The sequence below is a fragment of the Mucilaginibacter flavidus genome, from assembly GCF_024055575.1.
GTDB lineage: Bacteria > Bacteroidota > Bacteroidia > Sphingobacteriales > Sphingobacteriaceae > Mucilaginibacter > Mucilaginibacter flavidus.
In genome coordinates this window covers 66,515-92,909 of sequence record NZ_JAMXOE010000016.1, presented here as the reverse complement: position 1 = coordinate 92,909, position 26,395 = coordinate 66,515, and the positions used below count along the sequence as shown (strand labels likewise).

Sequence of the window (26,395 nt, the reverse complement as noted above, 5' to 3'; positions counted from 1 at the left end):
CGCAGAAAGAAAATAGGGGGTGTTTGTGAAGGATTTTCGTTTCAGGAAGAATATAAAATCATTCACAAACAATCAGAAATTAAATCTGTTTTATATAAGAAGGAAACCTGGCATAGAATAGAAAAAGCAATTCTTTAAACTTTCGTATCATGTAACAAAAAATAAAACAGTGCAATCATGAATAAAGACCCTTATCAAATAAAAAAATTATTAAACACAAAAAACGGAACCTACACATATTATAGCCTTGCAGAACTTGAAAAACAAGGGCATGGCATTAGTAAACTGCCTTTTTCCATCCGTATTTTATTAGAAAACGTCCTGCGGAATTTTGATGATTTTGCCATCACCCGTGAAAGTATAGAAACCATTCTAAACTGGAAGCCCATTGCCTCCGACAAGGATATTCCTTTTAAACCTGCCCGTGTATTAATGCAGGATTTTACCGGCGTTCCTGCAGTGGTGGACATTGCATCGTTGCGTGCAGAAATAGCAAGGAAAGGAAAAAATCCTGATGAAATAAATCCATTGATACCTGTTGATCTTATTATTGATCACTCTGTACAGGTAGATTATTTTGGAACAGAATATGCCTACAGCCGTAATATGGAGGAAGAATATAAGCACAATAAAGAACGTTATCAATTTCTTAAATGGGCACAAAAATCATTTAATAATTTTAGTGTTGTTCCCCCAGGAATGGGCATTTGTCACCAGGTAAATTTAGAGTATCTCTCTAAAGGTGTAATTGAACGCAATGGAGAGGTTTTTCCGGATACGTTGGTGGGTACGGATAGCCATACGCCCATGGTAAATGGAATTGGTGTAGTGGCATGGGGTGTTGGCGGCATTGAAGCGGAAGCTGCCATTCTTGGACAGCCTATCTATTTTATTATGCCTGAAGTGATCGGACTAAAACTTACCGGGAAACTTCCATTGGGCTCTACAGCTACAGACTTGGTATTAACTATTGCTGATTTACTTAGAAAATATGGAGTTGTGGGTAAATTTGTAGAAGTCTTTGGTTCAGGCCTCGATAACCTTTCAGTACCTGACCGTGCCACCATTGGCAATATGTCGCCGGAATTTGGTTGTACCATCACCTATTTTCCCATTGATGATAAAACTTTGGAGTATATGCGTAAAAGCAACCGCTCTGAAGAACAGGTAAAATTAGTTGAAGATTATTGCAGAACCAATATGCTATGGAGAACCGGTAACGAAGAGATTAACTATACCGACATTGTAGAGTTGGACCTTTCGGCAATGGAACCTACAGTGGCAGGGCCAAAAAGACCGCAGGATAAAATTTTATTAAAGAACTTTAAATCAAAATTTATAGAGCTGTTAGACCGAACTTATGGCCGTAAATACAAAGAAGTAAAACAATTGAGCAGTTGGATGGCAGAAGGAGGCAGTCAGCCAATACAACAAGCAATATCTACATTGGGGCCGGAACCGGAAATTGAAGAAACAATCGTAAATGGAATGAAAAATGTGTGGGTAACCATTGGCGGGGAAAGTTTTAGGCTTTCTGATGGTGCGGTTGCTATTGCCGCCATTACCTCCTGTACCAATACCTCTAATCCATTTGTAATGGTGGGTGCAGGTTTGGTTGCCAGGAAGGCAAGAGAGCGTGGATTGAAAACCAAACCCTGGGTTAAAACATCCTTGGCACCAGGTTCAAAGGTGGTAACAGATTATCTTGAAAAAGCAGATTTGATGGACGACTTGGAAGCAATGCAATTTCATATAGTAGGCTACGGTTGTACTTCCTGTATTGGCAATTCCGGGCCTTTACCTACTTATGTTGCTAAGGCAGTAGAAGAACATGATCTGGTTGTAGCTTCCGTACTCTCAGGCAACCGTAATTTTGAAGCCAGGATCCATCCGCAGATAAGAATGAATTTTTTAATGTCGCCGATGCTGGTAGTAGCCTACGCCATTGCAGGCAGGGTTGATATTGATATGCTGAATGAACCGATAAGTTTTGATCCTAACCAGCAACCTGTTTATTTAAAAGATATATGGCCTACAGATGATGAAATTAATGAACTGATGAACGAGGTACTTTCGCCTAAAGATTTTGAAAAAAATTATGATGAAATATTTGAAGGCAATGATATATGGCGAAACCTTGAAGTACCGGACGACAAATTATATATCTGGGATGATGAATCTACTTACATCAAGGAAGCTCCATTCTTCTACAACATTTCTGATGATGCAGCGCCTTTAAAGGATATAAAAGATGCAAGGGCTTTATTGGTTTTAGGTGATAGTATTACCACTGATCATATTTCGCCCGCTGGTCAGTTTAATGAATTTTCAGCCGCAGGCGAATATCTTATCTGCAGAGGTGTAAAAAGAGAAGATTTCAATTCTTATGGCTCTCGCCGGGGAAATGATGAAGTAATGCTTCGTGGTACTTTTGCCAATGTTCGCATAAAAAACAAGCTGGCTACAAAAGAAGGTGGCTTTACCAAATATTTGCCTACCGGCGAAGAAATATATGTGTATGATGCCGCTTTAAAATATCAGCAATCGCAAACCCCCTTAGCGATATTGGCGGGTAAAGAATATGGGAGTGGTTCCTCACGTGATTGGGCTGCTAAAGGCACTTTTTTGCTGGGTGTAAAAGTTGTACTGGCAGAAAGCTATGAGCGTATCCATCGCAGCAACCTGGTAGGTATGGGTGTATTGCCATTGCAATATAAAGCAGGCGATAGTGCCGAAAAATTAATGCTTACGGGCGATGAAACATTTACCATAACAGGTATTGCAGAAGATATCAAACCATTAAAAACAATTGAGGTAATTGCCAAAAAAGAAGACGGGCAGGAAATTAAATTTCAGGCAATTGCCCGGATGGATTCCAAAATTGAGATAGAATATTATCGTCACGGAGGAATTCTGCAGTATGTGTTAAGACAATTTTTGGATAAGGCTTAAACTCTTTTCCAATTCAAACAATTTGAGAATTTACATGCGTTTGTGGTAGGCTCTGCTGATTATGAGCATCAATATCACTTGCATGCGGGTAGGATTGTACATCGCCCGCATATCGGTCTCTGCAAAAGCACGGCCATGATCTTTGAACATCCGCCTAAAAGTTGTAAAAAGCAAATCCGGGTCTGTAATACCCTTTACCAAACATGCTGTGCTATTTTTTTTGTCCCGGAGAATTATTGCATGGGAAGGAAAACCGACACTTTCTGCAAAATCCATCAATTCCTGTTCATTGCTGATTTCTTTCCCGTTGAAATTTGTTTTCAAACTGACTTCTGTGCTGTAAATTTCCAGCTTACGCTTTTTGTCCATAAAAAGCACCAGTTCTTCGTCAGCATAACAAAAAAACAGCGTAGGATGCGGGCCGAATGAACCCTCGCTGGCTACCGCCAGATCGCAGCCTGTTTGTTCCATAGCCATCAGGCATTTGTTTCGCGCAGTGGTTAAAGGATCGTCGAGCCTTTCAACCTCACCTGAGAAAGTACCCAACTGATCGGTATCCAGGTCTGAAGTGACGAAGCAGTTTACACCTAACATATTTTCAAAAACAGGTGCCATAACAGATTCTTTTTGGTGCCTTGTAGCGATAACTAATTTTCTTCCTTTAAACATATCCACTCATTCAGCTCAATTAATTTCGATAGTAGAATTAATGGAAATCATGCCCGATTTTGCACCAATTGTTGATTTGATGGCAGCAAATGATTATTCCGGGGAAAGTATACCACCATTCCGCTGCAAAAGGGACCAGCGATTTAAGGTGTAAAAGAGCAGTCAAAGCTACATCATCACTAAGCAGTATGATATTCAGTAAACTTAGTAATTTTTCTTGTTCCGCATAGATTTACCTGTTAAAGCAATTCTGTGAGCGGAAGCTGCCAATCTGTCCATTATCGCATCGGCAAGCGTTGGCTCATCAATAAAGTTATACCAGTTATCTACCGGCAGCTGTGATGTGATGATTGTAGAGCCATTTCCATACCTGTCTTCCAGAATATCAAGCAAAGCGATCCTGGAATCGTTGGATAATGCCTTTAGCCCGAAGTCATCCAATATCAAAAGCTTGTTACCGGAGATAGCCCTGATCCATTTGAGATAGGTGCCGTCCAGCCTGGCCTGGGCCAGTGATTCCAGAAACTTGTTCATGCTGTAGTATAGGGTTCGGTAGCCGAGAAGGCAGGAACTACGTCCCAGGGCACAAGCCAGAAAGCTTTTACCACAGCCCGTGGCGCCGGTAATCAGGACGTTTTCTCCTTTTGCAATAAACATTCCATCAGATAACCGCAGCACCTGTTCCCGGGTGATTCCCCGGTCAGGCGTGCAAAGAATATCCTCGGGTAAAGCATGGTACCGGAGCTTACTGTAGTTCAGATACTTTTGCGTTCGGGCGTGGTCACGGTATTCTACCTCTGCCTGCGTGAGCATCCCGACAAGGGAGTGTACGTCCTGAAGTTCATGTACGGGAAGCAATAGTGTCGCCTCATACCGGTTAGCCATACCGCTTAGTTTAAGCGATTTCAGCTGGTCTAATGTGTTTTGTGTGTTCATTTGATTATGGGTTTTTAGTTTTCATTGTATGCCTCCGGGCCTCTTAAGTTGACATGAAGGGGGATTCGGTATTCTTTGGTAACTTCTTCTTCCAGCAGGTCCATATTGTTTGCCAGAATGTTCTTGATGGCGGTATAGTGGAACCTGTTGCCGGTTAACCCTCTTTTACAAGCGGCCTCCATCCGGACCGGACCATAAGCCTTGATTAGCCGGAGCAGACCCAGGCAGGCCGTATAAGACTGTTCAATAACCTGTTTGCTTTCCATGAGCTTTTGAAAGAAGGCATGGGTGTTGGGGCCAACCTCTGTCGCCTTTTGCAGGTAATAAGCCGAACTGAAGCCTCTGGTTGCCATAAAGGCCTGATGATTGGCAGGCATGTGCTCTAAGGTGGTCGTGTACTTATGGTTTCTGTAATCCCGTTTATGCAGGGCGATGCGCTGGTTATTATAATAGATCTCCACCGTGTCCTGGCAATAGATGAGCCGTACTTCCTTGCCGATATAGCGGAACGGCACGCTGTAGTAGTGCCAGTCTTCACCGATCAGGACATGGTAGCTTTTCTGAACTTTGGCCTTGGTATAGTGACGGATATAATAAGCAGTTGCGGGCAGGGGCTGCAACAAGACTTTTTCCTGCACGGTGAATAACTCCTGACGGCTGAAGGTCTTCTTCTGGAAGTTGATCTGGTGATGCAGGTCCAGCTTGGCCCATATGGCCTTATTGAGTTCTGCCAGGCTATGGAACGTTTCGTTCCTTAACTTGGCGTAAATGCGCATGTAGGTGATCTTGACCAGGCCTTCCACAGCCGGTTTATCTTTGGGTTTATAGGCCCTGGCAGCGAATAATGCAATATGGTTATGGTTAGACCATTGCTGAAGCATCTCGGTAAACAGGGGTTCGTACCGGCAGGTCTTGGATACCCACTGCCTCATGTTGTCCGACTTAACCCCTAATGGCACCCCGCCAAGGTAATCCAGGGTATTGTTGAGGGCTTTCACTACCTGGGGCAACTTGGCGTTAGGCAGGGCCTCTACATAGCCATAGCCGCTAAAGGGAAGCACGGCAATAAACACAGGGCAGGCGATCAATTCGCCGGTAGACTGGTCAACATAATGGAGCGGTGCCCCGGCGAAATCTACTTGCAGGAGTTTGCCAGGCTGGTGTTCAAAGTGCATTACCGCACTGTTCAGCTTCTGCTGTTCCTGTAAGAGTTCACAGAACCTGGAATACTGAAACCCTCCCGGAAAGTCCTGAATATATTCTTCCCAAAGTAGTAAACGGGTGACACCCTCTTTGGCCAACTCGTGCGTATGAAGCCCAATCAGGCTGTTAAAGTGAAGTTTGCGTGGATCGGTTTCCTCCGTCTGGGGTTTAGCCAACCCTGCGATCTCATCAAGTTTACGGTTATCCAGGGCCAGCAGTTCGCTAAAGCCTAAGCCGGTTTGATTGAACTTACCAAGGTACTTAATATAATACTCCCCAAAATTAGGTCAAAGAATTAAGGTATAAAAAACCGTAAATTTATTTGACGATGAAAAAAGTGAGCAGAAAGAAATTCAGTGCAGAATTTAAAGCAAAAGTAGCTATAGCAGCGATAAAAGAACAGCATACAGTAGCAGAACTGGCCGTTCAATATGAAGTCCATCCCACGCAGATACAAACCTGGAAGAAGCATTTTTTGGAACATAGTTCTCAATTATTTTCAGAGAAACAGAGTGGTGAGAAGCAAAGCGAGACCAATGAGGCGCTTTTATACGAACAGATCGGTAAGCTTCAGATGCAGAATGAGTGGCTAAAAAAAAAGTTACAGTGAGGTTCAGTATTGCAGAACGCAGGAATATGGTGACTAAAGACAGTGTGTGCAGCATCCAGGAACAGTGTGAGATGGTGAGTATTCATCGCTCGGGGTTCTATTATGTTCCACAAGGCATAAGTGTGCTTAATCTGGAGTTCATGCGTCTTATAGACGCTTATTTTTTAGAGCATCCTCATAGTGGGGCGATCACGCTTTGTGCATATCTATACCTGACGGAAGGTTATGCGGTTAATGTAAAGCGGGTCCGCCGGCTGATGCGGTTGATGGGCCTTATGGCTATCTATCCCAACAAAAAGCTAAGCATTGGCAATAAATTGCACAAGATTTACCCATACCTGCTTAGGGGGCTTAAAATAGAACGGATAAACCAGGTGTGGCAAACAGACATCACGTATATCCCGATGAAAAAGGGTTTTATGTTCATGATGGCTATTATAGATGTCAAAAGCCGGTATATCCTGCACTGGAGCGTATCTAACACGATGGATGCCGAATGGTGCACCTCGGTGCTTAAAGAAACGCTGGCGTTGCATGGGAAGCCGGAGATCTGTAATACCGATCAGGGTAGCCAGTTTACTTCCCATGAGTTCCAGCAGGTGCTCAAGGAGCATACCATTCAAATCTCAATGGATGGCAAAGGACGGGCTTTGGATAACATTTACATTGAACGTTTCTGGCACAGCCTGAAATACGAACACGTGTATTTGCAGCCCGCAGAAGATGGCCTGACGCTATATAAAGGAATAAAATGGTACATCAACTTCTATAATCAGGAAAGGAGGCATCACTCATTAAATTACCACACACCGGCAGAAAGTTATCTACATTTGGCGGCATAGGGTTAAAAGAAAAAAGAAGCAAAAAAGAAAAGGCGTGGAAATATGGAAAACTCTGAAGGGAGTTTACCACATTCCCACACCTCAAACAACAACAACAACAAGGATTATTAGTTTAGTTAAGAACCTAACATCTTTGTCCTAACAATGGGGAGTACATTAATGTGCCCTCCATATGGAATATGCTGATTTTCTAAAAATACACCTGCTGTTACAAAAGTAACCGCGCTCACCGATCCATACGCGGCAGCTATGGCCCCCGAGTCATCAACATTCAACCGCTTTCGTAATATAAAAAAGCTATACAGGGGTATCAGGATTGCCGTGGAAACGCCCAGCAATATTGAGTACAATACCTCAGGGGAGACATGGCTTTTTTCAAGCTCCTGCCCACCCTTGAAACCAATGGAGAATAACAGGTAAAGTGAAATGAATCTGGAAGCGTCCGGTGGGATCTCCAGGTCGCTTTTATCCTTACGGATAGGATACCCAACACAAAAAATAACAGGGCCGGGTTGGTGAGATTGTCTAAAAGTAATTTTATGGTCTTAGATTAAATAATTAAGGTGATGCAAACCTATTTTAACTAGATTATAAATTTTTATTTATAGTTTTTATATTTACCATAAACTATTCTTATGAATTATACCCTCCATCAGTTACAAGTCTTTACAAGGGTGGTACAAACAAAGAGCATCACTAAAGCGGCACAGCAGTTGTTTTTAACGCAACCTGCAGTATCGATCCAGCTTAAAAATTTCCAGGATCAGTTTGAAATACCCTTAACAGAAGTATTGGGAAGGCAATTGTACGTAACGCAATTCGGTAACGAGATCGCACAAATCGCCGAAGAGATACTGCAACAGGTCGAAATGATCAATTATAAAACAGAAGCTTATAAAGGTATTTTATCCGGAAGGCTAAAAATAGCGGTTGTTTCTACGGGCAAATATGTGATGCCCTATTTTCTGTCCGGCTTCTTAAAAAAATACCCGGAGATTGACCTGACCATGTAAGTGACCAATAAATCAAGTGTATTGAAAACCATGGAAGATAATGAAGTTGACTTTGGATTAGTCTCCGTTCTCCCGGAGAAGCTTAGCGTTGAAGAAGAAATCCTGCTGGAAAATAAACTTTACTTGGTGGGTAACCGTGAACATGTGTTAGAACAAGGGCAGTATACACAGGATATTTTCAGCAAGCTGCCGATGATCTACCGTGAGCAGGGCTCTGCTACCCGTACCATCATGGAAGGTTTCTTTGACCGAAGTAAAATTATCGTCAGCAAAAAAATTGAGTTGACTTCAAATGAGGCCGTAAAACAGGCGATTATTGCTGGACTTGGATATTCCATCATGCCCCTGATCGGGCTTCGTAACGAAATTAAATCAGGGGAAATAAAAATACTTCCCACTGAAGGGTTTCCAATCAGATCACAATGGCGACTCATTTGGCTGGAAAATAAAAAGCTATCGCCGATAAGCTTGGCCTATTTAGCCTATTTACGTGAAAATAAGTACAATATCATAAACGATTCGTTTTCGTGGTTAAATTTGGTGCATAGTCATTAGCATACTTCTAAGGGTACACGTAAGAAGTATCCCACAAATGTTAAGCTGAAAAAATCAAAAGGTAGCGTATATTTAAATCGAAACAAATTAACAACGTGATATCATTTAATAGTCTTAGGCATTTTATATTGTGGCTAATCCACTAGCCAATTCAGTAAATTCTGAAAAGTAAAATTTTAAACCAATTTGAAATAGTTTAGCAAGAAATAATATTAGAGTTTTATTATTGATTGAATCAGTGCTGTTAGATAATTTGATCAATCACACGCATATTTACTATTTCTCGTAATTCAAGCCGAAAGTTACTCCGATATGACTTCTATAAAAAATAGCAGTTGTTTTTAACTTGTTTAATTTATAAAATTAAGCACATTATGTTCGTATCTCAGGAATGACTAAATATTTCTAAAAGAATTTTTCAATAGCAGCTGATTCGCGCTATTGGTTTTTTCACGGTTTAGAGAATAAAAAAAATCGGTTATTACTTCAATAATTTTCAGAATTGCTCCCCCCGAATGCGTATACCTTTATACATGATGTGCATGATATTGATATGCGGTGCGGTGAGTACTGCGAGTCCTAATATCATATAAATAACCATCGTACTGCTATTTAAAAACATAAATCCTGTAATTCCGAATAAAAGTATGCCAATAATGGCAAGAAAGCTATAAAAGCAAATCTGGCGGATGATAACCATAAAAGGGAAGTAATTATCCTTATTAAAATAAGCGACGATGTTTTTTATGGACAAAATGGAGTGCCAAAAAATAAAATAAAATGTCAGCCCTAAGATCATAGGCAGATTAAAGGTTATAAACACAAGCACTGAAAAATCGACCAAAAATTCTCCGCTTGATTCCGGGTTCTCTGTATTCCCCAAAAAATAGATAAAAACAGTAGAAAAGAAAAGTATTAATGAAATTGAAAGCATTACAACTTTATAACGATCGACCCAATTGATGAGGTGAGCGTGATTCTGGCCGGATTGGAACAATAGTAAAAGTGTTTTAACCTCCTGGAAATGGCCCAAAACAATTACACTGATCACAACAAGGCCATAACTAAAAGAAAGAAAACTACCTTTTATAGAATCGGTATCAAGTCTGTTCAGATCCGTTTCGCCGAAATGAAATGAGCCAATAATGATAAATACTATCAGCCCAACAAATGGTAGTAAAAGTAGTAAAGCCAAAAATGCTAGCAATCTTCCTAAATATTTAGAGAAGAAATTTAAGTGTGAGAAAGGGACTTTTCGGTCATTGGCTTCTTTTACTGAGATCAAAAGATCGGCTGCGCCATGTGGAATACCGCAAATAACTACTCCAGCTAAAAAAATGTAAGTTTGAACCTGTAGCGACAATGGATAAAAATAAGTTTGATTAATGAGCATCAACAAACCTATTATCAATAGTGATCTTTTTAACATTTGAAAAGTAATTATGGCAAGCTGACCAAAATTATGATGTCAGGATTAGTTTAATTGCAAAAGTTGTCCCAAATCAAAATAGGTACCAAATATGTTAAGTAGATACCTGTTTTTTCTGAGACAACCTTTGAAAAAGCGCACTTAAGCAATAGCTACGGTATTTGCTGCTTTGTCGGTTTGCACAAGGGTATAAATAACTAAACCGAATCCAATTTTGTTAATGGCGTCGCCAATGTTATAAACAATATCCAGAGACAAGCCGTGTAAAACGTGTGCTCCAAATAAACCGCCGGCGGTGCCTGCTATGTAGCCTAACGGATAAATAGCCCAGCCAACCAATACAAACCAAGCCAAAGTTTTATTTGCTTTTGCAACGGCAGGCCCGGCATTATTAGCAAGCTTAGCCACATCGCCAAACCATATCAGGTAAACGATGTAAAAATATCCAATACTGCTAACAAAACCCCAAACCCAGCTTTGGGTTTCAGAACCGTAAATCGCTTCGCCAATGTAACCTGTAACCAGCATGAATACAGAGGCTACAATAAGCTTCCATAGCAGGCTAATTTTGGCACCAGCCTTTTTGGTAATTAAGTAAAATTCAACGCACATTAACGGAACCGTTAACAACCAGTCTACATAACGGAAAAAAGTAGGAGATTGGTTGGTTGCCAGGAAGTAATCCCGCATGTAGTAATAGTGCACGGCCGCGATGAAGGTAATGAGTCCGGAAACAAGGATCGATATCCGCCACTTTTTATCGGTGTTGGAAACTTCGAAAAAGAAAAAAACGGATGCTGCAAGCATAGCCATGCAGCCGACGAAAAAAGTAAAGGCAACGTAATTAGTTGCAGCGATCGGAACGATCGCTAATAGGTTGTGATACATATAAAATAAATTTAAGTTGTGAAATTAGTTAATGATAGCAGGAGGATTGTCCATCACTATTTATTTCAAAACTAAAAAAGATTTCTTTTATGTATCAATATGAAAAGTAATGGAATTATAAAATTGTACAATACTATACTAATATTAATAAAGTAGTACATTATTATACTTTTTTGTCTTTCTTTGTAAAAAAAAATAATTTAAATCATCGTGAAAAAAATTCTGATTGCAGTATTTGTGTTGGCGACCTTAGCCATTGCACCAAAGACTTATGCTCAAAACAAAATGGTAGGTGGCGCCGAAATGTACCCAACCAAAAACATTGTCGAAAATGCGGTTAACTCCAAAGATCACACTACGCTTGTGGCTGCTGTTAAAGCTGCTGGCCTTGTGGAAACTTTATCCTCAGCTGGCCCGTTCACTGTATTTGCACCAACAAACGAGGCTTTTAACAAATTACCTGCAGGTACTGTTGGATCCCTGGTAAAACCAGAAAACAAAGCTGCTTTAACCAAAATTCTAACTTACCATGTTGTGGCAGGAAAGGTAACCGCAACAGAATTAGTAGCTATGATTAAAAAAGGTAATGGCAAAGCTGAGTTGAAAACCGTTCAGGGTGGTACGATTACAGCGTCCTTAAAAGGTAAAAAAGTGGTACTGACCGATGAAAAAGGCGGTATGGCAGTTGTAACTATTGCAGATGTAATGCAGAGTAATGGCGTGATCCACGTAATAAACTCGGTGTTAATGCCAAACTAAGTTTGAGTGACCGATTCAAGGTAAAGCCATCTGCAATAACCGATGGCTTTATTTTTTTTGTTTTATTCAGTAAAATGAGAGCTACTAAATCTACAAACCAAAGGCGTATTTTTCCATCGGTTGATGTTGGCTGTTATAGAATTTAGCGGGTGCAAAAAAAGATCCATCGGATAACCAATTGCTATCTTATAAATTAAGTTGTTACGATATTATTTACTATTAATTTCACTGTAAACCAAAACGTTGACCCTTTGTCGGTTTCGCTAATTACGCCTATTTCCCCGTTATGTTGCTTGATGATCTCTGATGAGATGTACAATCCCAATCCCAGGCCGGAAAAATTTTTCGAGGTGTGCTCCACTCGGAAAAAGCGGTCAAAAATATTAGCGACTTTTTCAGCCGGGATGCCGATGCCGAAGTCGGTAACAGATACCGTTATTTGGTCATCCAGGATTTCAAAGCCCACATGCACCTCCTCAGCCTTTGGTGAATATTTGATGGCATTATTGATGAGGTTACAAAAAACCTGCTCAATACGGTCGCGGTCTGCATAAATTTTAAGCTCATTATTCCCCTTAATCAATATTTTGTGCCTGTTATCAATAAGTTGGCATTGTTCTACACTATCCACAATTAGCTGGTATAAATTAAAAAATGACTCATTTAATTGCAGCTTCCCGGCCTGTATCTTAGTTACATCCAATAGGTCGTTGATGATATTTGTAAGTTTATTTACCTGTTTGGATGCCTTGCTTATAAACGGCGCCACGGATTCTAATTGAGGGTGCTTTCCCACCATTTTATCGATCAATTGCAGGGAAGCCTTAACGCTGGTAATGGGCGTTTTGAGTTCGTGGCTTGCAATGCTCATAAACTCATCTTTGCGGTTCATGAGTTCCTCGGTAGCTAGCTGCTACACGCTGCTTCTCTGTTTGCTGTTCTGCGCGTTTACGCTCCTCAATCTCGTGCTCCAACTGATCAACCGTACGCAGGCGATTATGAAAGGGATGGCCCTGTATAGAGCATATACAGTAGCTACAGATACTATAGCGGTAAAAAACCTAATCAGTGCACTTAAGCGATAGGCCGGCCAATAAAAGATGACTGCATCGATAAGATGAGTTATGCCGCACAGTAAGGTAAACGCGATGAAAGCCAAAATATCCTAAGGAAAGGGATGTTTTTTTTTCGTTTTAGAATTATACTGAATAACAGAACAGGGATAGCGAAATAGGAGGCCCAGATAACAAGGTCGGAACAGATGTAAAGCCAACTGTGAAAATCGGTCCAGTTACCGCAATGCCAGCGCGGAGGCCAGTCGGTGGTATCAAAAAGTTTAGCAAAAAACTGCTTGAACTGTTGTCCGGGACTTAAAACAGATTGATGAACCAGCCCTCGATTTTTCGTACAAACAGCACAAACCGAATCCTTTCTTAACATATTGGCAATGAATTTATATCGTTATTTAATAGCTAAAAGTAGTAAAAGTTGATTGATGTTATGCCCCTAGAAAATGAACTAAAATTTTGCCGCAATTCATTAACGAGCATACTGTAAATTTGATAAACAATTTACATGAACCAGCTGTCAGGTAAACAATGGTCAATGACTTGTCCGTTTTTTAACTGAAAATGAATTTATATAGAATACGTGTTTCAGGAAAGCTTTTTATTCAGAATCGATCGCTATTATTATTCATTCAACTGCAAAGTTTGATGCAATTTCATTGTTCATATTGGAGGTAAAAATCAATAAAGTCTACTTAAATCAGTTCCTTTTTCTATCCATTAATTAAACTCTGTCAAAGGGTAGAACAGCATTTAGCAAAGCCAAATAAATTATCATAGAACTCCATAAATTGGAGTGCTTTTTTGTAGGGGCAGACTGCAACATTAGTATTGATCAAAAATTTATTTATTAAATATATTTTTTAATGACGGTCGGCACGAGGTACAAAACAAGGCATTGAATCTTCCCACGGACTGTCTGTTAATTGTTTTTTATCAGTGCCATCGGCATTCATTATAAAAATAGCGCCATAAGGCTGAAAAGTACCATCATAAAGGGCTGCCTCATCTTTGAAACCATAAATACCGCTACTCCACATAAGGTGTTTACTATCATCAGTCCACATCGCGTGGGCATCATTTGCTGGTGATGTAGTAAGTTGACGCAAACCCGTTCCGTCGGGCCGAATGGTATAAATATCGAAATTATTGTCACCATGTTTTCTTGTAAAAGAAATCAACTTACCATCAGGAGACCAAAAGGGCAGGTTATCGTAATCCGAAGTCAATAGTTTTATAGTATGGTTTTCCAGATTTAAGATGCGGAGGCCATCATTTTTTGCTCCCCAAGCCCGGTAGACAATATTCTTTCCATCAGGAGAGAAACTGGGAAATCCGGAATTTAGCGTACTGTCTGTTAAAGCAATTAATCCTGTTCCGTCTTTTTTTATCATCATTATTTTAGCCGCACTCGTTTTGCGCGATTGTGAGAAACCGCCGTAACCGAAAGCTATCCATTCACCATCCGGCGACCAGGTGGGCATAAATGCGACACCGTTGGTAGGAGTAAATATCCTTTTCTTGTTCGATCCATCAGCGTCCATTATAGAAATCCCTGAATCTGTTGCCTTATCGGTAAGAACTAATTCACCATTCTTCGAAAAATTTGGAAACACATCGGTGTACTGATATTGATAATTCTTGTCCCAGCTGTAAAGTGGTTGATTTTGCGGCCGGGGGCTAAAATCTACTTTTTCAAACACAACCTTTTCACCACCTGGCGACCAGGCTGGAGAATGGATGTTTCCTTTCACAACCACCGTGTCGCCAATGTACATCAAAGCTGGCTTTACACCACCTTTCACAAGATATCCTATTTTGCCATTTTTCAAAAATTGGGGTTCCAATTTTAAGCCGGATCCTGAAGTTATATCGGTTCTTTTGCCCGTCAATAAATCAACGGATATTATTTGCGACGTTGCTTTTTTGGCGAGGTTAGGCCTCCTTGCGTTCCAGGTATCTTCCACCGGGATTTCGTAAAAAACAACGCTTTTCCCATCGGGCGACCATTTGGGCGCGCCGTCACAAATTCCCGGTCGTGAAATACGACGAAGCCCGCTACCATCCGGATGAACAATGTATATGCTCAATTCCTGTATGTGTTCCCAACCCGTTCCGTTTCCGTGCCCTCTCCATTCTGTGTTACGGTCAGATGAAAAAGCGATCCATTTACCATCCGGGGACCATGAAGGATGGAAAAAACCGTCCGGTTTTGTTGAGTCGCCCTGTATTGTTGGCCTCCCTGTTAGGTTATTCAATTTGCGGGTTTTAATATCTAATATCCAAATATTTGATTTATGGGCGATCCGGGTAGAAACGAATGCTAGTTTCAAAGCATCAGGTGAAAGGGCAGACTGATCATCTAATGCGGGGCTGTCTGTCAAACGTTCCAAACCGGTTCCGTCGGGATGCACCCGGTAGATGTCAGCCTGGCCAAAACCGTTTCGTTCAGAAGTAAACGAAATCCATTTCCCGTTAGCTGCGTAGGAAGCATCATAGTCAAAGCCCGATTTGCTCAAAAGCGGGTGTTCGCCGGTACCATCTGAATTTGCAACATATAACTCAGACGACGACGGGCCGATACGGTTCATCAGCATCACTTTTTTAGTTTCCTGTTTAACTGACTGAGCAAAGTTCAAGAGGGACATGCAGCAAATACTCCAACAAAAGGTATTATTACGGCTTTAAAAAATGCTTTTCTCATAGTTTATTGGTTTAATAACAGTACAGTTGTTTTTATTGAGTTTTTCCCGGCAGTAATATTTAAAGTTTTACAACCCCAAATCCTCTATTTACAAATATGTTGCAAAGAACCCCACAATTTTGAATAAAAAAAATATAATAGACAATTCAGTCAAAATAATCGACCATCTTAGGTTTTAGAATTGACTATTTAAGATTTAACCATTTATCGACAGAAGTAAAGTAATCATCGGGAATTTTAACCTATTGCCGACAAAAATTAATATTTATATCAGTTAGCCGTAATATTGTAGTTAAACCATGAATGAGTTTAATTATGACTACTATGTTACGTAGACAGGCTAATCTCCTAAGCCATATAATAGGTTGGCTGTTGTTGTCATTTGTTGTGCTTTTTTATCATCCACTAACGTGGGGTATTACGCTTCCTATAAGGTTTTGGTTAAAACAAATTCTATTATTGGGAATGCTTATGGGGGTGTTTTACTTAAACATCTATTTTTTGATACCAAAATTATTATCAAAAAAAGAGCGACTTTGGTATATCGTTTCTGTAAGTGTCTTGATCGTGTTATCTACTTTGTTAAATAATTATGCTAACCTCGTTTTTAATATTTACGGACTAATAAAAAACAGGCCAACACGAATTAGCCAAAATAATTTCGGATTGGCGTACGATACATATATACCTACGGTTATGCTTTTATTGATCGGATTTGGCACAACGATTAGTTTTATAAAAAAATGGCACGAGGAAGTTAGCCTAAGACAGCAATTAGAGCAGGAGAATATCAAATAAGCACTCACCTTGCTTAAGGCACAAATTAACCCGCATTTTTTCTTTAACACTTTAAATAATATTTATTCCTATACGCTATCTGACGGAGATGTTGCAAGAAGGGCTATAACCAACCTTTCGAAAATGATGAGGTACGTACTGTATGATACACAAGGCGGATTAACGCCTTTAACTAAGGAAACGGCTTTTATAAGCGATTATATAGAGTTAATGAGATTAAGATTAAGTACCAAAACAAAGATCGACTACGATGTACCAACTCAAATAAACGTGCATATGATAGCCCCAATGCTGTTTTTACCTTTGATCGAAAATGCTTTTAAGCACGGTGTCAGCAATATCACGGAAGGGACGATAACTATCAAAGTTTTTCAAAGCGCTAACAGTATTGTATTGACGGTTACTAATCCTTACTACGAAGTTAAACGATCCAATGAAGATAAAAGCAATGGCATTGGCCTATTGAACACAACCAAACGACTAGAGTTGCTATATCCGGGAAAATATACATTAATTACAGGACCTATCAATAAAACGCTATACGAAGCTAAGTTAACCTTAATATTATGATATTAAATTGTATCGCTATTGATGATGAGCCGACTGCAATTGACCTTTTATGCCGGTTTATTCAGCAAATCCCCTTTCTTATTTTAGGTGCTTCCCTTTCGAACGGAATAGAGAGCTTGCGCTATATTAATGAAAATAATGTGGATGTAATATTCCTGGATATACAAATGCCAGATTTAAGTGGAATTGAACTTGCGCGTATTTTAAAAGGAAGAAACACAATTAATGCACCAGCTATTGTTTTCACAACTGCATTTGACCAGTTCGCATTGGAAGGCTATAAGGTTGATGCAGTCGATTATCTATTGAAACCATTTGGTTATCAGGAATTTTTAAGGGCGGCAAATAAAGCTTTGAAATGGGCAGAGTTAAATGTAAATTCTTTGAGTATTAAGCCAAATGATAAAGTTGTTATATACCTAAAAGTTAACTCTCAAAAGGTAAAAATTCCTTGTTAGGACATTATTTATATAGAAGGGCTTAAGGATTATGCTAAAATTCACCTTAATACATCAGAGAAAAGCATCCTAACATTAATTACGCTTAAAGCAATGGAAGATAAATTGTCGAAAGGCAGGTTTATGCGTATACACAATTCCTTTATCGTTTCGCTTGAAAAAATTAGTTCAGTTACAAAAAACACTGTTTTTCTTAATAAAACGATGCTACCTCTTTCAGATAAGTTTAAGCAGTTTAGCAAATTCATTAATAGGTGGCAATAGTTTTTTAGATTATTAAGTTCAAATAATTTTTATAAAGATGAAACAGACATAAGAAAAAGAAAGCCCGTTTAATTTCGTTTAGATTTATATTTATTTCGTAATAGTGAATAAACGAAGAAAGAGCCCCAGCATAAAGTCGTAAAATGCAGAAATTTAAAATTAATACCTGTCCAAACACGAAGTTGTCCAGCATCTGATCCTGAACTTTCGATCACTAAAATAATAAATGGGGCAATAACAGATGAGACAGTAATCAACTTCAACCACCAGGGGAATGGTTGATAAAAACAGATCATAAGCATTGATGGCAAAAAAAAATAAAAGCTGGACGCCAAGATCCCTTTTCCAGATTCCCCACTAATATCATGTTGAATAAAGTATCCCCCCCAGGCGATTGCTAGCAATGTAAAACCTGCAGCGGCGATCTCCCAGCCGTCTCTCGCTAATTTAATGGCCAATAATACGGTCCCAGTCATTACTAAGGAATCCGCTGCTTTAAAATTTTGTGTAGTTTTAGGAGAAATGATCGTAATAAGAAATGCAATAAGAAAGCAGAAAAATTGAGTATATACGATTCGTTTATCTTCTACTTCGTGGCGGCTCATAATTATTTTTATTTCGTAAACTAAACTAATATTTTAATTTTGGAATTAAAAATAATGATTTGTCATTTTGATCGTTTATCCTTTCGTTTACTAATATCTCAACATATTTTCAAGATATAAAAGGTCTTTTTATTGGATCCATCCGCATTTAAAACTGCGATAGAGAAATGGACAAGCTAATTAATATTTTTTTCTGCTACATATAAAGATTTAGGCTCATTCCACACCACACCATTTTTAACGCTTCGGCACCAAAAGCGCAAGGCGGATGAAAGGTCAAGGCCGAAGCACCGATAAAAAACAAATAACAGTGCTTCGTTTATATAGCCTTGAACTTTTACCCGCCGGTCGGTAACTTTGTCGGATGCGGTGAAATAAGGTATTCATCGTGGGCGTGAATGGGTGGCTTTTATCAATTAGATTGTTTTTTTTATGCTTTCAAACTATCCGCTTCCCTTCAAGTTATTTAATGCGCAATTCCGTTTCCTGCCCTTTTTGATACCTTTCTACACTGATCGTCCTGTAGCTGTTGATACTGGATACTTTTAGCGAAACTTATTTTTCAGCCCCCAAATAACTGCCATATCCAAAAGCCATCGATTGCCCGTCGGGTAATCAGGTCCACACCATCCATAGGTATAAATACCTTTTTTATTTGATCGATCACCATGCAATGTTGAAAGGCCCACTTTAAGGCCATATTTACAATGGCAGATAAAAGTAAAATAATATCGCCCCTTATTGATACTTATGAAGTGTTATTATACTAAAATAAAAGTTCCGAAAGCCGTTACGGAAGTTTTATAGCCTGAACACAGATATAGAAATTTAAGATCATAAACATAAAGGACGGCAAGCAGAGTAAAAACCTGTCTTTCATTTTTAAACGCACTGCGAAACCGATCATCATTAACAAGGAAAGTCCACCCGATGAAATAACCAATATTGGTTGCAAAACCAATCCGACCAATAATCCTAACCCGCCGAACAGTTGTAGGCAACCGATGAGTTTTCTGAATTTATCCAGACCATAGCGTTCAAACTCTCCTTTCATACCGGAGTTAAGAAAGAAAGAGAATCCATAAAAAAGGAAAGCAACAGCAGAAATAACAATTAATGAATTTAGCAGCATTAAAATTTCATTAATCCAGAATGAGTTCCGGCTACAAACAAAGACAGAATTAACAAAAGTAATGAGGGGACAAACTTGAGCCAGCGATTTTTAACCTTAAAATGGGCTATTTGGGCGCATGCCATTAGTCCAGCCATCAAAAGTGCAGGTACCAATACCAAATCCTGATGCCATATACCGGTAACCAAAAGCGTTGACAGCGCTATTTTAGCAGCACCAACAAAATTTCTTAACAAGTCTGAAATACCATATTGTTTAAACTCTTTGACAATATTATCATAACGGACGATCCAAACATAGGCGATGGCAAGCGCGATGATAATTTGGGCACAATTTGAAAGCGTGTTCATATAGAAGCTGTTGAAAAGTAAAATAGATATTATTATAGGCTATTTATCCTTTAAATGTTGTTGTCTCTTTTGCGCAGAAAATAGTGTCCATGCAAAACCAACATACAATACCGTAACGATTATCGTGAGAATAATCAGATCTAAATTTTTCATGTTAGTCTTTCTTTTTAGTATTAAAATAGATCAGCAATCCTACCATTGTAGGCGGCCAAAGCCCAATAAATATGGCACGATCGTGGTCTTTTAGAATTATGTAGTAATACTCAGAAACGAATATGATGGCTATTATCATTGTAAGTATCGCGAATTCAATTTTAGAAAATTTACTCATTGGATTTTATTTATTAATTTACAAAATGGATAATGGTTATTTACTTTCTAGCCAATAACAAAAGAATCAGAATGTAAGAATTAAGGGCTTTGTTTTGCCCGAAAACCTTTTATTAAAATTAAGATCATTATCAAGTTCACAAACCACCGGTAAGGCAAAGATGAGGGCTTTTTTATGTCTGTTTTGTAATTGCATTTTGCTTTGCAGAAAAGGATTTCAAATTTATTATTGGTTCGACAAGTTATAGATAAGTTTCTCATAATTACTACGTATTTAAATTAAATCTTTAGATTCTTGAGTCACTGTTGTCCGGTAAAGTTAAAAAAAACAGGAGCCGAAGCCCCAGCATAGTTTACTTTTGAATTACCACACTCAAAAAGCAAACTATGCCCAAAAGTGCATTTTTTACCGGACAGCCGATATTTAACCAGCTTATTTCATTTATCCCGCGTACTAAAATTGACCAATTAACGCGCAAGCACAATTCCGATCATTATTGTAAGAAATTTAAAGCTTACGACCATCTGGTGACCATGCTTTTTTGCTGTTTTCATCATTGTACCTCGCTTCGGGAGTTAATAACCGGTATCCAGGTAAACGCGCATCGATTGAATCACCTGGGAATAGTGCATACGCCACGCCGAAGTACACTGGCAGATACCAATGAACGGCGTTCCGCTGATTTCTTCGAAGAATTATACCACGAACTGTTCCGCTACCATTTTGGTGTTTTACCGGACAGCCTATCTGAGTGTAAGCTTTCCAATAAACTATTTGATTCAACAACAATAACGTTGTTTTCTGAGGTTTTTAAGGCTTGTGGTAATGCGAAAGCCAATGGGAAAAAGAAAGGCGGCGTTAAAGCCCACGTTTTGATCAGGGCTAAGGACAATGCTCCCTGTTTTGTTCACATTACCAGCGCCTCAACTAACGACAAAATAGTAATGCCTAAATTAGATTTGCCTAAAGGATCCATCCTGGTTATGGATAAAGGCTACAACAGCTATCTACCCTTGGCTGAATGGACCAGAAAAGGGGTTACTTGGGTAACCCGGTTAAATAAAAGAGCGAGATGGGAATGTGTGGAAGAAATGCCTGTGAGTGAAAAGAGGGCCGCCCATGGGGTGAGAAGTAATAAAAAAATACTGTTGGGTAATCCTGATAAAGCAAATAAAGTTCCTCTGCAGGAAGGCCGGCTGGTAACTTACTTCGATAAAGAAACAGGTAAGGAATTCCAATTCCTTACCAATAATCAAGACTTTGCTGCCTTAACAATAGCGGGTATTTACAAAAGAAGATGGCAGATCGAACTGCCTTTCAGACGGATCAAGCAAAACTTTCAACTCAGTAATTTCCTTGGAGACAATCAAAATGCCATCAAAATACAGCTTTGGTGTACCCTGATTGCAGATTTGCTGGTCAAAGTAGTAAAAGACAAAGCTGATAAGCTAAAGAAATGCAAATGGTCGTTCGCCAATGTTGCAGGCCTTATCAGGCAACATCTTGGAACCTACATTGATCTGATCAAATTTCTGGTAAACCCTGAACAGGCAATTATTGGCTATAACAGCGAAATCAGCGAATATCAACTCTCGCTCTTTAAAACCTGATTTTGTGGGGCTTTGTTTTTAAAAATCGTTTCAAATCCCCCTGCATTAATTGGAAACGTCGTTTTAGTTCTATTTCTTATTTTTACCGGACAACAGTGATTCTTGAGTTGCGAAACAAAGGAGTTTACAATCACTTTCTTTTACTGATCTTATTGAAGCTTATTTGCTTTTGCCTGCTGCATTTGAATCTAAAAAAAGACTGGTCAACCAGTTTTTTATGTTTAGCTATTCGTCCCTGAACCCGTTCGCGCCATAATTTAAAACTGGACAATTTCATTTTCCCTGCGCATTAGCCTGATGACTTGTTGTTCAGTAAAGCCAAATTGCAGCTTAATCGCATCAAATGAGGTACGGTCTTCCCATGCCATTTCAATAATTCGGTCAATATCAACGCTATTTGAAACGATACCTTCACTCATTTCGCCGGTGTAATTTCCTCTGCCAGAATTTTGAGATCCGCTTTGCTGTGGATGGTTTTCTTTTCGTAGAGTTCCAGGTGAAAGTTTTCCAGTTTCTGTAAAAGATATTGTAAGGTGAATTATTCGGCAATTGTTAATTTAATAGCAAGTAATACAGTTCCAGTCATTACCAACGCGTCGGCCACCTTAAAATTAGGAGTGGTCTTGCTTTCTGGAAATATATAAGAAACAAGTAGTGCTATTAAAAAGCAAAAAAACTGAGTAATTACAATTCGTTTATCTTCTGTTTCGTGTCGTGTCATTGTGGCAATTTGTAAATATTCAACTAAGCTAATTTATTAATTTTAAGTTTCAAGGCTCGTAAATGCTAATCATATAAAGATTTAGGTTCGTTCCACACACAATCCTATTTTCAACGCTTAGGCACCAAAAAGGCAAGGCGGATGCAATGTCAAGGCCGAAGCACCGCTAAAAACAAAACAAAAAATGCTTCGTTTATATAGCCTTTACATTTCAGTCCGCCGGTCAGTAACTTTGCCGGTCGCGGTGAAATGGAGATGTTTTTATTTTTGGCGGGAAGCGCAAGTGTGTTGCGCAGCTTCACTCTTGCCGTGTGTCAGGCAAAACGGGTGAAGGAATGACCCCGGACTGCCGGGCTTCATGGATGAACCTGTTTTGCCCGAATGGGGGTGTCTTTAATCACTTAGGCCGATTTTTTAGTGCTTTCAAACTATCCGCTTCCCTTTCAAGTTGTTTAATGCGCAATTCCGTTTCTTGTCCTTTTTGATACCTTTCTATGCTGTCCGTCCTGTAGCTGTTGATGCTGGATACCTTAAAGCTGTCCAAATCATTAACCATATTTTGTTTTTCACTTTTATCCAGTTTAATATAATTCCAATACCACGATTTACGGTAACGGGTGTTCTCGTTATTCATATACCAATAGCGGAAACCAAACCAGCAGATAAAGCCAACTGTTAAAGCCAGGCCTGTTAAAATCATAAACCGTTTGCCCATAATCTTTAAAAAACTTTTACCGCCGTCCTCCGGCAATACCAGTATATGGTTTTTGGTAAACAGGTCATTAAGCTGCCTTTGTACTGCATTTTTTATAGTAGTAAAACCATCAGCCACAATGTTGTGTATTGGTAATAATTCCGGCGCAGGGGCTGTTACCTGTATGTTCTCAATCTTGCTTTTAAAGCCGTCTACTTTTTTGTTTAGTTCATCAACCTTTGCAGGTAATACTTTAACCACATCTTTTACTGCTTGTAATTCTTTGGTGAAATCCTCCATCACCGAATTAAAATTTGTTTCGTTTATCATAATCTAAATCCTCCCGATTGTTTAATTTCCTGTTTATCCTCTTGTTGTCTTTTCAATTGTTCTTCTCTTTGCGATCTTAAAATCCTTTCCCTAAGTTGTTGAGCCAGGCTTGGCTTTTGTAGTTCCTCTTGTTGCATCTGTCTGTTTTGTGCTAATTGCTTTTCAATTTTCAATAAAGGATAACCAACCTGGCTACCTTTAAACCTAACTGCTTGTGCATCTGTAAAAGCGATACCCCTGCCCAATTCGACTTCATAGCCTTTTGCAGTAATCTTATTCTGAAATTCTTTCATGGTTGTGGATTGCTTTAAGAATTTAGCAATAGCCTCTTTTAAAGCTTCTTTACGGATGTCCTGACGTGGCAACATTCTTTCTTCTTTAGACAGAAACCTACGTGGGCTAAGCACTTGTTCCAATTGGTGCTTCCTTTCCATAGTTCGGCAAAAGTTTGCCATCCGTTTATAGTTGTTGCTATCGGAAACCGTTTTGGCATCATAACCAACCCTATTAGCCACAATATGTAAATGATGATGCTGCCGGTCGCCATGCTCTATAACCACATATTGGTTATTTTCAAATCCAAAGTCTTTAGCCATCTGCTTACCAATATCAATTTTATCTTGGTTACTTAACTGGTCTGAATGGGCAAAGCTTAAAGAGGCGTGTAATACAGGCTTGGATAGCTTCGGGTTTAAATACTGCACCTCATTGAACTGCTGTATCAATTCCTTTTTATTACCGAAGCATTGATTATAGCAAATAACCTGCGCCTGCTTTTTCTCCTGTTCTATTTCCTGCAAAGCTTTACTCTGTTGTAATCTACCTTCATGCAGGTAGTTCAAACATCCCCGGAAACTTTTTCCTGTGCTTATCTTACCGATCATTGTAAATAGGCCTTAATATCCGTAACTAATTGTTGCAGACTTGTGCTTTGCTGGTTGAGCCTTGCACGTTCAAGCACGCTTAATTCATCAAAGCTATTTCGCTTTTTAGCGATCTGGTTTAGGTTGGCAGCTATGTGGTTGAGTGTTCCAGTTAACTGTAATACCTCTCGATTCAAAGTTTTAACCCTGAATTTTACAGCTCCTTTCAAGCCCATTTCCCGCAAGTATTCCGATACGCTTAAACCAACCTGTTTAGCTTTGTTCTCAATCTGCATCCCCTCAAAAAAGGAACACTTAACGGAAAGTGTTCGCAACCGCTTTACTTCTTTCGGCGGCCTGCCGCCTTTGTTTATTTTTGGCTTTTCAAGCATCTTTAATTCCTTTCCTGTCTTAAAAATCTCCCCATGAATGCGATAGCATGAATGGGGCCAGCAAGTTTTGGTAACACCAAAACATAGCTGGCTCCCCACTAAAGACACGATAAGGGACCAATGCTCTTTATCGGATTTTGTAGTTTTTTGAACTATGCCAGTTTTAGCCGCTCCCTCAAAATTTTCATATCCGAACTCACCTTTTTCTTTTTCACTTTTGAGTATATCTGTGTTGTGCGGATACTGGAATGGCCAAGCATTTTAGATACACTTTCCATTGGCACTCCGTTTTCCAAAGTAACGGTTGTTGCGAATGTGTGTCTGGCAATATGATAGGTTAAAGCAAAATTCAGATTTGCTTTTTTGCTTATTACTTTTAGATAACGGTTAGTGGCCTGATTTGAAAACAATGGAAATACGGTGCCGGTATATGAGGCCATAGGATGGCCTTTGTACTTCTTTATTAATTCAATTGCTTCCGGCAAAAGTAGAACGTAAAATTTCTTACCTGAAAAATTAGCCGTTTTCTGCCTGACCATCTCTATCCACTTTTCCCCCTCAATATCGGTTACTAAATGATCGTCGCTTAATTGGAATACATCTGCGAAAGCTAACCCGGTGTAACAACTGAAAATAAAAGTATCTCGCACAATTTGGTGTCCATCTCTATCCAGTTCCAAATTTTTGATGGTTTCCAGTTCCTCAAATTCCAAACACTGCCTGTCTTTGTTAATGATATGGCGTTCAAAGCGGAGAAAGGGGTCTTTAACTATCCAGTCATTTTTCAAGGCAATGTTTATCATTTTTCGGAGCCGCTCGATATGCTTCATAACAGTATTATTACCGCATGGCCTTTGGCCGGGATTGGGTTCACGCTGTCTTAGGTAAATCTCGAAGTCAATAATAAATTTGTAATCCAGTTGAGATAGGTACATATCCTTACGCCTTTTCTTATTCATCAAAAATTCTTTGATATAGCGTTCAGTACTGAAATAGTTTTTCATGGTACCGGGTTCAAGCAATTTTTTGATCTCGGTGTTGTGATAATTCATCAGCCACAAAAGCGTGGTCTTCTCTTCATCTATGCCCTCAATTTTTGCTTTAATGGCATCTGCGCTTAAAATTTCTTTATCGTAACGCAAAACATCGTAAGCAGCATTGATCTCGTTACCCATCTGCCGGATTTTCTTGCGAATATCCTTTGCTTCCTGATCGTTCCCTTCAAGTTTTTGCAGCTCGTGATTCCACGAAGTAATTTTTATCCGCCGCTTTAAAGAAATGTCTACAAACTTCCTGTTAACAGTAACCCGCACGTAAAGCGGCGCGTTTCCCTTACTTGCCTTGTCTTTTTTAAGAAAAAAGTTGTGGCTGAATGAATTTGTTGTTTTCATACGATTTGTTTCCTTTTAAACTCATTTGATATAATTTCCCGTCAAGTACAAATTGATGACTTGTTCAAAACGGATTAAACACTTACAAATAGCTTACAGGCAAATCAATAGGAACTGCCCGTAAAACGCATCGGTCAATTCTACGAATAAAAAACAGGGTGCAGAATAGGGCATAAGAACTTTGGTATTCTTTGGGGTTCTTTGGTATGAAATTTTTTAAAATAAATGAAAAAACCCTCTAAATTAATAAATTTAGAGG

Annotated in this window: 30 protein-coding genes; 10 read left to right on the top strand and 20 right to left on the bottom strand. The window is 39.3% G+C overall.

What is annotated here, in order from left to right; genetic code table 11:
* Positions 1 to 177: 177 nt before the first annotated feature.
* Entirely contained in the window at positions 178 to 2,952 is a 2,775-nt protein-coding gene (gene acnA, locus NAF19_RS20890) for an aconitate hydratase AcnA (RefSeq protein ID WP_252792282.1), read from the top strand.
* 30 nt (positions 2,953 to 2,982) lie between these two features.
* Here acnA and NAF19_RS20885 read toward each other — a convergent pair whose 3' ends face one another.
* The 3 genes from NAF19_RS20885 to istA all read right to left on the bottom strand — a co-directional run bounded on the left by NAF19_RS20885 (position 2,983) and on the right by istA (position 5,936).
* Positions 2,983 to 3,567 carry a DUF6671 family protein gene (locus tag NAF19_RS20885; RefSeq protein WP_252792281.1) on the bottom strand — a complete coding sequence of 195 codons (585 nt, stop codon included), beginning with the start codon at positions 3,565 to 3,567 and terminating at the stop codon, positions 2,983 to 2,985.
* A 258-nt stretch (positions 3,568 to 3,825) separates the two neighbouring features.
* Positions 3,826 to 4,557: an IS21-like element helper ATPase IstB gene (gene istB, locus NAF19_RS20880; RefSeq protein WP_252792280.1), complete on the bottom strand. Its 732-nt coding sequence runs from the start codon at positions 4,555 to 4,557 to the stop codon at positions 3,826 to 3,828.
* Between the two features lie 14 nt (positions 4,558 to 4,571).
* A complete protein-coding gene (gene istA / locus NAF19_RS20875) occupies positions 4,572 to 5,936 on the bottom strand; it encodes an IS21 family transposase (RefSeq protein WP_252792279.1) in 1,365 nt (454 codons plus the stop codon).
* A gap of 152 nt (positions 5,937 to 6,088) precedes the next feature.
* Here istA and NAF19_RS20870 point away from each other — a divergent pair, with 152 nt between their 5' ends.
* The gene (locus tag NAF19_RS20870) at positions 6,089 to 6,370 is read left to right on the top strand and encodes a transposase (protein WP_252792278.1); all 282 of its coding nucleotides are present in this window, start codon (positions 6,089 to 6,091) and stop codon (positions 6,368 to 6,370) included.
* The gene (locus tag NAF19_RS20865) at positions 6,367 to 7,212 is read left to right on the top strand and encodes an IS3 family transposase (RefSeq protein WP_252792277.1); all 846 of its coding nucleotides are present in this window, start codon (positions 6,367 to 6,369) and stop codon (positions 7,210 to 7,212) included. The genes NAF19_RS20870 and NAF19_RS20865 overlap by 4 nt, the downstream gene beginning before the upstream one ends.
* Before the next feature lie 116 nt (positions 7,213 to 7,328).
* On the opposite strand, the gene NAF19_RS30820 is transcribed toward NAF19_RS20865, so the two are convergent.
* The gene (locus NAF19_RS30820; RefSeq protein WP_370362907.1) at positions 7,329 to 7,712 is read right to left on the bottom strand and encodes a sodium-dependent bicarbonate transport family permease; all 384 of its coding nucleotides are present in this window, start codon (positions 7,710 to 7,712) and stop codon (positions 7,329 to 7,331) included.
* A gap of 135 nt (positions 7,713 to 7,847) precedes the next feature.
* On the opposite strand from NAF19_RS30820, the gene NAF19_RS20860 reads away from it, so the two are divergent.
* Positions 7,848 to 8,225, top strand: coding sequence for a LysR family transcriptional regulator (locus NAF19_RS20860; protein ID WP_252792276.1), 378 nt, complete (start codon positions 7,848 to 7,850; stop codon positions 8,223 to 8,225).
* The gene (locus tag NAF19_RS20855; protein WP_370362901.1) at positions 8,226 to 8,780 is read left to right on the top strand and encodes a LysR substrate-binding domain-containing protein; all 555 of its coding nucleotides are present in this window, start codon (positions 8,226 to 8,228) and stop codon (positions 8,778 to 8,780) included. It abuts the gene before it with no gap.
* Positions 8,781 to 9,276: 496 nt separating this feature from the next.
* Here NAF19_RS20855 and NAF19_RS20850 read toward each other — a convergent pair whose 3' ends face one another.
* Both NAF19_RS20850 and NAF19_RS20845 read right to left on the bottom strand, forming a co-directional pair.
* A complete protein-coding gene (locus tag NAF19_RS20850; protein ID WP_252792274.1) occupies positions 9,277 to 10,209 on the bottom strand; it encodes a Brp/Blh family beta-carotene 15,15'-dioxygenase in 933 nt (310 codons plus the stop codon).
* Between the two features lie 141 nt (positions 10,210 to 10,350).
* A complete protein-coding gene (locus NAF19_RS20845) occupies positions 10,351 to 11,097 on the bottom strand; it encodes a bacteriorhodopsin (RefSeq protein ID WP_252792273.1) in 747 nt (248 codons plus the stop codon).
* A gap of 210 nt (positions 11,098 to 11,307) precedes the next feature.
* On the opposite strand from NAF19_RS20845, the gene NAF19_RS20840 reads away from it, so the two are divergent.
* A complete protein-coding gene (locus NAF19_RS20840) occupies positions 11,308 to 11,856 on the top strand; it encodes a fasciclin domain-containing protein (RefSeq protein ID WP_252792272.1) in 549 nt (182 codons plus the stop codon).
* Positions 11,857 to 12,049: 193 nt separating this feature from the next.
* Here the strand turns inward: NAF19_RS20840 and NAF19_RS20835 are convergent, their stop codons facing one another.
* The 3 genes from NAF19_RS20835 to NAF19_RS20830 form a co-directional block, all read right to left on the bottom strand.
* Positions 12,050 to 12,748 (bottom strand): sensor histidine kinase, encoded by a 699-nt coding sequence (locus tag NAF19_RS20835; protein ID WP_252792271.1) that lies wholly within the window; start codon positions 12,746 to 12,748, stop codon positions 12,050 to 12,052.
* 21 nt (positions 12,749 to 12,769) lie between these two features.
* A complete protein-coding gene (locus NAF19_RS30935) occupies positions 12,770 to 13,015 on the bottom strand; it encodes a hypothetical protein (protein ID WP_502213791.1) in 246 nt (81 codons plus the stop codon).
* 771 nt (positions 13,016 to 13,786) lie between these two features.
* A complete protein-coding gene (locus tag NAF19_RS20830; RefSeq protein ID WP_252792270.1) occupies positions 13,787 to 15,571 on the bottom strand; it encodes a TolB family protein in 1,785 nt (594 codons plus the stop codon).
* Positions 15,572 to 16,434: 863 nt separating this feature from the next.
* Between NAF19_RS20830 and NAF19_RS20825 the strand changes: the two genes are divergently transcribed.
* Genes NAF19_RS20825 through NAF19_RS20815 form a run of 3 tightly spaced genes read left to right on the top strand, consistent with a single transcriptional unit; the run spans position 16,435 to position 17,717 of the window.
* Positions 16,435 to 16,995, top strand: a complete 561-nt coding sequence (locus NAF19_RS20825; protein WP_252792269.1) for a sensor histidine kinase — start codon at positions 16,435 to 16,437, stop codon at positions 16,993 to 16,995.
* Positions 16,992 to 17,453: a LytR/AlgR family response regulator transcription factor gene (locus tag NAF19_RS20820; protein WP_252792268.1), complete on the top strand. Its 462-nt coding sequence runs from the start codon at positions 16,992 to 16,994 to the stop codon at positions 17,451 to 17,453. The genes NAF19_RS20825 and NAF19_RS20820 overlap by 4 nt, the downstream gene beginning before the upstream one ends.
* 3 nt (positions 17,454 to 17,456) lie before the next feature.
* The gene (locus NAF19_RS20815; RefSeq protein ID WP_370362906.1) at positions 17,457 to 17,717 is read left to right on the top strand and encodes a LytR/AlgR family response regulator transcription factor; all 261 of its coding nucleotides are present in this window, start codon (positions 17,457 to 17,459) and stop codon (positions 17,715 to 17,717) included.
* Between the two features lie 68 nt (positions 17,718 to 17,785).
* On the opposite strand, the gene NAF19_RS20810 is transcribed toward NAF19_RS20815, so the two are convergent.
* The 5 genes from NAF19_RS20810 to NAF19_RS20790 all read right to left on the bottom strand — a co-directional run bounded on the left by NAF19_RS20810 (position 17,786) and on the right by NAF19_RS20790 (position 20,135).
* Positions 17,786 to 18,322 (bottom strand): hypothetical protein, encoded by a 537-nt coding sequence (locus NAF19_RS20810; protein ID WP_252792267.1) that lies wholly within the window; start codon positions 18,320 to 18,322, stop codon positions 17,786 to 17,788.
* Between the two features lie 562 nt (positions 18,323 to 18,884).
* On the bottom strand, positions 18,885 to 19,022 hold the full coding sequence (locus NAF19_RS20805) for a hypothetical protein (protein WP_252792266.1): 138 nt from the start codon (positions 19,020 to 19,022) through the stop codon (positions 18,885 to 18,887).
* A gap of 90 nt (positions 19,023 to 19,112) precedes the next feature.
* Positions 19,113 to 19,454, bottom strand: a complete 342-nt coding sequence (locus NAF19_RS20800) for a DoxX family protein (RefSeq protein ID WP_256484408.1) — start codon at positions 19,452 to 19,454, stop codon at positions 19,113 to 19,115.
* Positions 19,454 to 19,804 carry a DoxX family protein gene (locus NAF19_RS20795; protein WP_252792264.1) on the bottom strand — a complete coding sequence of 117 codons (351 nt, stop codon included), beginning with the start codon at positions 19,802 to 19,804 and terminating at the stop codon, positions 19,454 to 19,456. Before NAF19_RS20795 ends, NAF19_RS20800 begins: the two co-directional genes overlap by 1 nt.
* Positions 19,805 to 19,958: 154 nt before the next feature.
* The gene (locus NAF19_RS20790; RefSeq protein WP_252792263.1) at positions 19,959 to 20,135 is read right to left on the bottom strand and encodes a hypothetical protein; all 177 of its coding nucleotides are present in this window, start codon (positions 20,133 to 20,135) and stop codon (positions 19,959 to 19,961) included.
* A 386-nt stretch (positions 20,136 to 20,521) separates the two neighbouring features.
* Here NAF19_RS20790 and NAF19_RS20785 point away from each other — a divergent pair, with 386 nt between their 5' ends.
* Entirely contained in the window at positions 20,522 to 21,745 is a 1,224-nt protein-coding gene (locus NAF19_RS20785) for an IS4 family transposase (RefSeq protein ID WP_252792262.1), read from the top strand.
* Between the two features lie 130 nt (positions 21,746 to 21,875).
* Here NAF19_RS20785 and NAF19_RS20780 read toward each other — a convergent pair whose 3' ends face one another.
* The 6 genes from NAF19_RS20780 to NAF19_RS20755 form a co-directional block, all read right to left on the bottom strand.
* The gene (locus NAF19_RS20780; protein WP_252792261.1) at positions 21,876 to 22,022 is read right to left on the bottom strand and encodes a DUF2805 domain-containing protein; all 147 of its coding nucleotides are present in this window, start codon (positions 22,020 to 22,022) and stop codon (positions 21,876 to 21,878) included.
* Positions 22,003 to 22,164 carry a DUF2805 domain-containing protein gene (locus tag NAF19_RS20775; RefSeq protein WP_252792260.1) on the bottom strand — a complete coding sequence of 54 codons (162 nt, stop codon included), beginning with the start codon at positions 22,162 to 22,164 and terminating at the stop codon, positions 22,003 to 22,005. The genes NAF19_RS20780 and NAF19_RS20775 overlap by 20 nt, the downstream gene beginning before the upstream one ends.
* Before the next feature lie 699 nt (positions 22,165 to 22,863).
* Positions 22,864 to 23,490 carry a hypothetical protein gene (locus tag NAF19_RS20770; RefSeq protein ID WP_252792259.1) on the bottom strand — a complete coding sequence of 209 codons (627 nt, stop codon included), beginning with the start codon at positions 23,488 to 23,490 and terminating at the stop codon, positions 22,864 to 22,866.
* Positions 23,487 to 24,374: a relaxase/mobilization nuclease domain-containing protein gene (locus NAF19_RS20765; protein WP_252792258.1), complete on the bottom strand. Its 888-nt coding sequence runs from the start codon at positions 24,372 to 24,374 to the stop codon at positions 23,487 to 23,489. Before NAF19_RS20765 ends, NAF19_RS20770 begins: the two co-directional genes overlap by 4 nt.
* Entirely contained in the window at positions 24,371 to 24,745 is a 375-nt protein-coding gene (locus NAF19_RS20760) for a plasmid mobilization protein (protein WP_252792257.1), read from the bottom strand. Before NAF19_RS20760 ends, NAF19_RS20765 begins: the two co-directional genes overlap by 4 nt.
* A 152-nt stretch (positions 24,746 to 24,897) precedes the next feature.
* Positions 24,898 to 26,136, bottom strand: coding sequence for a site-specific integrase (locus tag NAF19_RS20755; RefSeq protein ID WP_252792256.1), 1,239 nt, complete (start codon positions 26,134 to 26,136; stop codon positions 24,898 to 24,900).
* Positions 26,137 to 26,395 lie beyond the last annotated feature (259 nt).